The sequence below is a fragment of the Actinokineospora sp. NPDC051303 genome, from assembly GCF_055586285.1.
This window is the reverse complement of the sequence record NZ_JBVJIN010000015.1, coordinates 135,947-143,989: the sequence shown is the minus strand read 5'-3', so window position 1 is coordinate 143,989 and position 8,043 is coordinate 135,947. Positions and strand designations below refer to the sequence as shown.

Annotated in this window: 8 protein-coding genes; 2 read left to right on the top strand and 6 right to left on the bottom strand. The window is 69.8% G+C overall.

What is annotated here, in order from left to right:
• Nucleotides 1–335 precede the first annotated feature (335 nt).
• The 3 genes from ACZ6SD_RS14570 to ACZ6SD_RS14560 form a co-directional block, all read right to left on the bottom strand.
• Entirely contained in the window at nucleotides 336–1,511 is a 1,176-nt protein-coding gene (locus tag ACZ6SD_RS14570; protein WP_465317428.1) for a saccharopine dehydrogenase family protein, read from the bottom strand.
• Nucleotides 1,512–1,664: 153 nt separating this feature from the next.
• On the bottom strand, nucleotides 1,665–2,006 hold the full coding sequence (locus tag ACZ6SD_RS14565; protein ID WP_465317427.1) for a hypothetical protein: 342 nt from the start codon (nucleotides 2,004–2,006) through the stop codon (nucleotides 1,665–1,667).
• A 1-nt stretch (nucleotide 2,007) separates the two neighbouring features.
• Nucleotides 2,008–2,238: an SCO4848 family membrane protein gene (locus ACZ6SD_RS14560; RefSeq protein WP_465317426.1), complete on the bottom strand. Its 231-nt coding sequence runs from the start codon at nucleotides 2,236–2,238 to the stop codon at nucleotides 2,008–2,010.
• Between the two features lie 90 nt (nucleotides 2,239–2,328).
• On the opposite strand from ACZ6SD_RS14560, the gene ACZ6SD_RS14555 reads away from it, so the two are divergent.
• Entirely contained in the window at nucleotides 2,329–3,642 is a 1,314-nt protein-coding gene (locus tag ACZ6SD_RS14555; RefSeq protein WP_465317425.1) for a D-alanyl-D-alanine carboxypeptidase family protein, read from the top strand.
• 4 nt (nucleotides 3,643–3,646) lie between these two features.
• Here ACZ6SD_RS14555 and yhjD read toward each other — a convergent pair whose 3' ends face one another.
• Both yhjD and trpS read right to left on the bottom strand, forming a co-directional pair.
• Nucleotides 3,647–4,663 carry an inner membrane protein YhjD gene (gene yhjD, locus ACZ6SD_RS14550; RefSeq protein ID WP_465317424.1) on the bottom strand — a complete coding sequence of 339 codons (1,017 nt, stop codon included), beginning with the start codon at nucleotides 4,661–4,663 and terminating at the stop codon, nucleotides 3,647–3,649.
• Nucleotides 4,664–4,854: 191 nt separating this feature from the next.
• Nucleotides 4,855–5,877, bottom strand: a complete 1,023-nt coding sequence (gene trpS / locus ACZ6SD_RS14545) for a tryptophan--tRNA ligase (RefSeq protein ID WP_465317423.1) — start codon at nucleotides 5,875–5,877, stop codon at nucleotides 4,855–4,857.
• 177 nt (nucleotides 5,878–6,054) lie between these two features.
• Between trpS and ACZ6SD_RS14540 the strand changes: the two genes are divergently transcribed.
• Nucleotides 6,055–7,551 carry a S8 family peptidase gene (locus ACZ6SD_RS14540; RefSeq protein WP_465317422.1) on the top strand — a complete coding sequence of 499 codons (1,497 nt, stop codon included), beginning with the start codon at nucleotides 6,055–6,057 and terminating at the stop codon, nucleotides 7,549–7,551.
• Here the strand turns inward: ACZ6SD_RS14540 and ACZ6SD_RS14535 are convergent.
• Nucleotides 7,548–7,844 carry a hypothetical protein gene (locus tag ACZ6SD_RS14535; RefSeq protein WP_465317421.1) on the bottom strand — a complete coding sequence of 99 codons (297 nt, stop codon included), beginning with the start codon at nucleotides 7,842–7,844 and terminating at the stop codon, nucleotides 7,548–7,550. The genes ACZ6SD_RS14540 and ACZ6SD_RS14535 overlap by 4 nt on opposite strands.
• Nucleotides 7,845–8,043 lie beyond the last annotated feature (199 nt).

Below are 8,043 nucleotides of genomic sequence, written 5' to 3'. Positions count from 1 at the left end.
GATCCCTAAACTCGCCGTGGTCGTGGGGCCGAAGGCTCCCCACCCGTCTTTCCCACGACGGGATCTTCCTTCGTAGGGGCCCCAAAGAAACCACTTCACCCCATCGAGCAACCCCACACGAGCCAGCCACCCCGAGAACCAAAAACCTCACCGGCAAACCCACGAGAGCCAGCCACCCACGGACCCCGCTCACCCCAGAGAAAACCCCAACCCGAGCGACGGCAAACCCCACCCTCCCCGGGGGGCCGCCCCGCTCCAGTCTATCGCCGCAGGTCAGCTAAGGGAAGATCGACCGCCGCGCCTGTGGATAACTTGCGATCATGAAGGTGCCTGCGTCAGCCCTCGCGGACGCTGAACTTGATGCCCGCCGCTATCAAACGTTCGGTCAGCGCATCGCCCATAGCTACGGCTGTGGTCACCTGCCCCGAAGTGGGCGGCAGGTTGTCGAAGGCGAGGCACATGGCGGCTTCGCCGAGCATCTTGGAGGTCTCGCCGTACCCGGGATCGCCGCCAGATACTTCGGTCACGACCCGCTTGCCGCCGCCCTCGCCGAGGAACACCACCTTGAACCAGGACTTCTCCCGCCGCGCCGCCGATGGGCCGTCGCCCGGCTTTTTCCGGTTCAGCAGCCAGTTTCGGGCGGGTGGCACCTGGGCCAGGGCCAGCAGGGCGGCCACCCCGCCGACGAGGCCGACCGCCACCGGGAGCCGCTTGACCGCGAGGTAGTGCCCGTAGCTGAACTCCGGTCCGTACCTCGGCAGCGCCCTGGCCGAGCGCAGCACGATCTGGGGGTCGATCGTCGCGGCGGGCAGCGCCCAAGCGCTTACCTTCTTGTCGTGCCGGGGCTTGCCCGCCAGCCCGCGCACTTTCCGGCCCTGGGGTTTGCCCTCGACCCGGCGCCGCTCCTTGGCGACCTGGGCGCCGGAGCGCAGCCGGGAGAAGATGGTCAGCGCCGAGTGGAACGTGCCCCCGGAGAACGTCGCGGACGCGCTGACGAACCCCTCCACCTTCAGCGGCGCCCCCTCGGGCAGGTGCTTCACCGTGAAATACACGCCGAGGTCGTACGGGATCGAGTCGAACCCGCAGCAGTGCACCAGCCGCGCCCCGCTGGCCACCGCCGTCTTGTGGTGGCGCAGGTAAGTCTGGTCGACGAACTCCGGCTCACCGGTCAGGTCCACGTAGTCGGTGCCCGCCTGCGCGCACGCGGCCACCAGCGCGTCCCCGTAGGTGATGTACGGCCCGACCGTCGTCACCACGACCCGGGCCGCCTCCGCCACCGCCTTGAGCGACGCCGGGTCCTCCACGTCGGCGACAAGCAGGTCCATCTCCGCCAGCAGCGGGTCGATGGCGGCCAGCCGCAACCGCACCTCGGCCAGCTTCCGCGCGTTCCGCCCCGCCAGCGCCCACCGCATCCGCGCGGGCGCGTGCCGCGCCAGGTACTCCGCGGTCAGCTCCCCGGTGAACCCGGTGGCCCCGAACAGCACGACGTCATACTTCCGGCCGGTAGGCATGTGGCCACATTACCCATCAGTAACCGCGATCAGCGAGTCGAACCCCGTCGGTTTTCATCCCAAAGGAGGGGTGCCCGAAGAAGGATCATGACCGCCGACTCATGCCTGCGGCGAAGAGTGGAGCCCTTCGCCGCAGGCGGGTCGCGAGCGCGATCAGGTCCAGAACACCGCCAGGCCGATGTTGAGCACGAGCAGCCCTCCGAGGGTGGGGTTGAGCCAGGTTGGGGCGGTCTTCTTGGCCGTGAAGGCGAACGCCAGGCCTGCGATGGCGACCGCGACCAGGAGCTTGATCCCCAGCTTCATGTGGTTGTAGTCGGCGTCGGTGAGCGGGGCGAGGCCCATGAGGGCGATGCCGGTGAGCAGTTGCAGGCCCGCGCCGTGCAGCCAGCCCTTGTTCACCACGGCGCGGTCTCGCTGTTGCAGCAGGAACGCGCCCACCAGCGCGCCCATGCCCAGCAGGTGCAGGAAGACCAGTAGCAGTCGGACGAACTCCACGTCAGCTCCTTCTCCGAGCGATCCAGGCCCGCCAGCCGATGACCCCGATGATGGTGCCGAACAGCAGTGACGCCGCGGTCAGCAGGGCATGGACGATGAAGAACCCGGTGGGGGCGCCGTCGGTCCACGATCGGGGGTCAGCCCAGATATTTCTGAGGAAGGTCGGCCAGATCACCCACGACCAGATGCCGAAGGCGAGCAGGAAAAGCGAGGCGCGGCGGGTGAGCGTCACACGGGCAGTATCCAGCGCGGACGCGACATTGCCACGTGTGGGTGACAGGGCGGATCGTGGCCGGATCGTGACAGGCCTTAATCTGCTGGGGTGCGCTTCGCAGCCCGCAGGTCCGTGCCCGCTCTTTTCGTGTCGCTGTGCGCCCTGATCGTCGCGGCTCTGCTCGCGACGCCTGGCGCCAAGGCAGCCCCGGGGGGGCCTGTGAAGGCCCAGCCGACCGAGGGGCAGAACAGTGCCCAGTGCCAGAACCACGACCGTCCGCCGCCGCCGGTGGACACCTCCGAGGAGCCGAAGCCGGGTGAGGTCAGCCCGCAGCCGCTCCCGGTGCCCGACGAGCCGGTCGGCGGGACCCGGATGGGCGAGTGCGGCCTGGTCCAGCCCGCTGGGGCGGACGCGGTCATGCCCGGGGACGTGACGTCGGCGTCCTGGGTGATCGCCGACATCGACTCCGGTGACGTGCTGGCCGCGAAGGACCCGCACGCCCGGGAGCGGCCCGCGTCGCTGATCAAGACCCTGCTGGCGATTGTCGTGGTGCGCGAGTTGCGCCTGGACGAGGTGGTCGAGGGCACCCAGGAGGACGCCAACCAGGAGGGCACCAAGGTCGGTGTCGGCCCTGGCGGCAGCTACACGGTCCGCCAGCTGCTGTTCGCGCTGGTCATGCGGTCGGGCAACGACGCGGCGCACGCGCTGGCCCGGCAGCTCGGCGGGCTGCCTTCGGCGCTGGAGAAGATGAACACCCTGGCCAAGGAGCTGGGCGCGCTCGACACCCGCGCGGCCACCCCGTCGGGCCTGGACGGGCCGGGCATGAGCACGTCGGCCTACGACCTGAGCCTGATCTTCCGCGCGGCGATGAAGCACAAGGAGTTCGCCGAGGCCATCTCGACCCGGTCGATCGACTTCCCCGGCTACGGCAGCAGGCCCGGCTACAAGGTCACCAACGACAACCGCCTGCTCGGCCGCTACCCGGGCTTCCTCGGCGGCAAGACCGGTTTCACCGACGACGCCCGCCACACCTACCTGGGCGCGGCGAAGAAGGGCCAGCGGCGGATCTCGGTGGTCCTGCTGCGCGGCGAGTCGAACCCGGCCCCGTTGGCCGAGCAGGCGGGCAAGCTGCTCGACTACGGTTTCGCGCTGGCCGACGAGCGCGCCAAGCCGGTCGGCAAGCTGGTCGACCACGCGCCGGAGGCGCAGCCCAAGCAGCAGGACACCGCTTTGGGCAGCGCGGCGGCTTCGGAAGACCAGCAGTCGGGCGAGCATCAGGTGGCCGACGCGCAGCGTTCGGCGTTCGGCACCTACGGCGCGCCGCTGGTGGTCCTGGCGGGCGTCGCGGTCCTGATCTCGTTCGCCCTGTGGATTCGCCGCAAGCGCGCCAAGGCCGCCCGCGCGGCCCGGATGGCGGGCTGAGCGCTCAGGGTTTGCGTCGGGGCCGCAGCGCCCACGCCAGGACGGCCCCGACGCCGACCAGCCCGATCGCCTCGCTGGTCCGCGGTGTTCCCGAGACGGTCACCACCGGACGGATCACCGCGGGCGGCGGCGCGGGCGGGGGCTCTTCGACGATGTTCTCCTTGGCCGTCGCCGTCCACGCGGTGATGAACAGCAGGAACCGCGACACCAGGTTCGCGAACACCAGCAGACCCACGATCGGCCCCACCAGCGCGCCGAGCGGGCCGCCGAGGACGCTGTTGAGGTAGATCGTCCCGATGCCCTTGAGGATCTCGAACCCGATCGCGGCGGCCAGCGCGCCGCGCATGGCGCTGCGGGCGCTGACCCGAGTGCGGGGCAGCCGGGAGATCACCCAGAGGAACACCAGCCAGTTCGCGCCGAGGGACAGCGCGGTCGCGACGAGGAACAGCAGGACCTTGGCCCAGCCGTAGCCGTCGAGGCCGACCAGTCGCAGCAGCAGGTCGGCCAGGCCGCTGCCCGCGGCGCTGAGGCCGAAGGAGACGACCATCGCCGAGCCGAGGCCGAACAGGGCGAGCAGGTCGACCGCGGCGCCGCGCAGGAACGACTGCTGCACCGGTTTCTGGCCCCACTGCGCGGTCAGCGCGTCGCGGAGGTTGCTCATCCAGCCCAGGCCGGTGTAGGCGGCGGAGAGCAGGCCGATGACGCCGACGGCGCCGCGCTGCTCGATCGCGGTGTTCACCAGGTCGGTGAGCAGGCCGCTCAGGTTGCCCGGCGCGGACTCGGTGATGCTCTTCCGGAAGGACTCCAGGGTGTCCGGCTGGCCCGCCAGGACGAAGCCCAGGACGGCGAATCCGATGAGCAGCAACGGAAACAGCGACAGGACGCTGAAGTAGGTGATCGACGCGGCGAAGTGGTTGCCGTACCGCTCGGTGAACGCCTCGTAGGCTCTGATCAGGTGGTCGATTCCCGGCCTGCGCGCGCGTAGTCGGGCTATTTTTGACTCGTTTGGGGTCCCCGTCACGAGTGAAAGCTAAAGGCCGAAGCGACGCTCCGCAACGCGAATCCACTTCGGCTTTTCGGACACCTTCGAGTGACAACGCTTCCGCTGCCGAAAACCCGGGTTAACGTGGGATTCCAGCCCGTTTTCTCCAGTCATTCCGCTGTGGAAGGGATAGCGATGTCACGGCTGTTCCGGCGGCGCAGAGCGCCACCTCAGCGGAGGAAACCGACCTTGTCGTAGACCCGGGACAGGGTGGCCGCGGCGACCTCGCGCGCCCGTTCCGCGCCGCGGCGCAGGATCTTGTCCAGCTCGGCCGGATCGTCCAAAAAGGACTTGACCTGCGCGCGCACCGGCGTGACGAACTCGGCGACGACCTCGGCGAGATCCTTCTTGAGGTCGCCGTATCCCTTGCCGTCGTAGGCGTTCTGCAGGTCCGCGACGCCGCGGTCGGTCAACGCGGAGTAGATGCCGAGCAGGTTGCTCACCCCCGGCTTGTTCTCCGGGTCGAACACGACCTCGCGGCCCGCGTCGGTCACCGCGGAGCGGATCTTCTTGGCCGACACCTTCGGGTCGTCCAGCAGCTCGACGATCCCGCCCGGACTCGACGCCGACTTGCTCATCTTCGCCGACGGGTCCTGCAGATCGTAGATCTTGGCGGTGTCCTTGAGGATGAACGGCTCCGGCGGCAGGAACGTCTTGCCGAACCGGGTGTTGAACCGCTGCGCGAGGTCGCGGGTCAGTTCAAGATGCTGGCGCTGGTCTTCTCCTACCGGCACATACTGCGGTCGGTAGAGCAAGATGTCCGCCGCCTGCAAGACCGGGTAGGTGAACAGGCCGACGGAAACCATGGCCTGCTTGGCCGACTTGTCCTTGAACTGCGTCATCCTGCTGGCCTCGCCGAAGCCGGTGAGGCACTGCATCACCCAGCCCAGCTCCGCGTGCTCGTGCACCTGGCTCTGGGCGAACAGCGTGGCCCGCTCCGGGTCGAGGCCAAGCGCGAGCAGCTGCGCCGCCGAGGCCCGGGTGCGCTTGCGCAGCAGCTTCGGGTCGTGCTCGACGGTGATCGCGTGCAGGTCCGCGAGGAAGTAGAACGCGTCGTGGGTCTCCTGCAGCGCGACCCACTGCCGCACGGCGCCGAGGTAGTTGCCGAGGTGGAACGAGTCGGCGGTGGGCTGGATGCCGGACAGGACGCGCGGCTTGCGCTCCGGCGGGGTGCTGGCTGGCTCGGTCGACACGCGTCGATTGTCCCAGTCGGCCCGGACCGGGCCCTGGTCGGGTGAGCCAGGCAAGCCGCTGCCCCATCCGGCGGATTGCCGAGTGAAGTCCGCGAATGACAGGTTCTGCGCACCAGATCGCCCCAGACGCCTGACCGGCACGCGATCCGGTGACTCAGTCACATCTGGAGGTTTTCCGTGCAGAGACGATCCCGACTCCGCCTGTGCAGCGTCGCGGCGGCGATCGCGACAGCGGCGGGGCTCGCCGCGGCGACCGGCCATCCGGCCGTCGCGGAGCCCGAGGCCGGTGCGGCGCACTTCGTCGTCCTCGGCCCGCCGATCGGCGACGTGAGCAAGCTCGACCAGGCGGTGCGCGCCTCGGGCGGGGCGGTGGTGCAGAGTTGGCCGCAGATCGGCGTCGTGGTCGCCGAGTCGGCCAATCCCGACTTCGCGGCCGTCGTCCGCGGCAAGCCGGGTGTGCAGAGCGCTGGCGCGACCCGGAACCTCGCCGAGCTGGCCGACCCCGCCCTCACACTGTCGGCCGCCGCCCAAGACCAGGACATCGAGGCCACCGAGGCCGTGATCGCGGCCGACGCCCCGCAGCAGCAGATCGCCGGGGGCGACCCGCTCAGCGTCAACCAGTGGAACCTGGCGGCGATCAAGGCCGACCGGGCGCACGCCGTCTCCGGCGGCAGCCCGAACCTGGTCGTCGGCGTGCTCGACTCCGGCATCGAGGCGACCCACCCCGACCTGGCCCCGAACGTCGACGCGGCCCGCTCGGTCGGCTGCGTGAACCGGGGTGTCCCGGACACCTCGCCCGCCGCGTGGGCGCCCACCACCAGCGACCACGGCACGCACGTCGCGGGCATCATCGCCGCGGCGAAGAACGGCGTCGGGATCGTCGGCGTCGCCCCGAAGGTGAAGGTCGCCTCGGTCAAGGTCGTGGACGACGACGGGTTCATCTACCCCGAGTACGCGATCTGCGGGTTCATCTGGGCCGCCGAGCACGGCATCAAGATCACGAACAACTCCTACTTCGTGGACCCGTGGTACCTGTGGTGCAAGACCGACCCGGACCAGCGCGCCGTGGCGACCGCGGTCACCCGCGCGATCGACTACTCGGCCAACCGCGGCGTGGTCAACGTCGCCGCGCTGGGCAACAGCAACTGGGACCTCTCGCACGACATCATCGATGAGGGCAGCCCGAACAACGGCACCCCGGTGACCCGCGAGACCGGCAACGAGTGCGTCAAACTGCCCGCCGAGGTCCGCGGCGTGGTCGGCGTGTCTTCAACCGGGGCGCGCAACCTCAAGTCGTACTTCTCCAACTACGGCGTCACCGAGACCGAGGTGGCCGCCCCCGGCGGCGACCGCATGCAGATCCCGAACACCCCCGACCGCAACGGCCGGGTCCTGTCCACGATCGTCAACGGCGCCTGGGGCTACAAGCAGGGCACGTCAATGGCTTCCCCGCACGCGGCGGGCGTGGTGGCCCTGATCCGCTCGACCCACCCGGACTGGTCGGCGGCGCGGGTGATCTCCGAATTGCAGCGGGACGCCGACCGCCTCCCCTGCCCACCCGGCGTCTACGACCCCGACGGCACCGGCGTGTGGGCGGCGACCTGCGAGGGCGGCATCACCGGCCGCGGCTTCTACGGTGCGGGCCTAGTCGACGCCCTAGACGCGGTCAGCTAGGAACGGGTTTCCTGAAGGCCACCTTCGCCACGCCCCGCGTAGTGGAGGTGGCCTTCCCCGCGCACGGGGACGGTCAGCGGCAACGACACCACAACCGGCTCGTCAAGTTTTTCAGCGGCGGCAGCGGCCGCGGCGATCCGACGGCGGCGCACCAGCCCCAGCACCAGCCCGCCCACACCCACGATGACCGCCCCGATCCCCAGCGGCCCGCCAAAGGGAAACTGCGCGGTGCTCTCCGCCGACGCCGACGACACCGCCGCTGCCGACTCCGACAAGCCCACCAGCAGAGCCATCGAGACACTCACCGGCACCCCCACGCGACCCCCCAGGTCACGCACCGCCTGCGCTTTCACGAACTGACACCGCCTGACACCCGTAGCACCGTCCCTCAACCGGACTAAGCACGCCGACGTGGACCCTGAAAAAGCTACCGAGCGTGTCAACAATCCACACCCAGAACCGCACGATCGGCTAGCTCGTCCCCGAGCGTAT

What these genes read in the sequence shown, in the direction of transcription:
- ACZ6SD_RS14570 (WP_465317428.1), bottom strand. Translation starts at nt 1,511, where the DNA reads ATGCCTACCGGCCGGAAGTATGACGTCGTGCTGTTCGGGGCCACCGGG.
- ACZ6SD_RS14535 (WP_465317421.1), bottom strand. Translation starts at nt 7,844, where the DNA reads ATGGCTCTGCTGGTGGGCTTGTCGGAGTCGGCAGCGGCGGTGTCGTCG.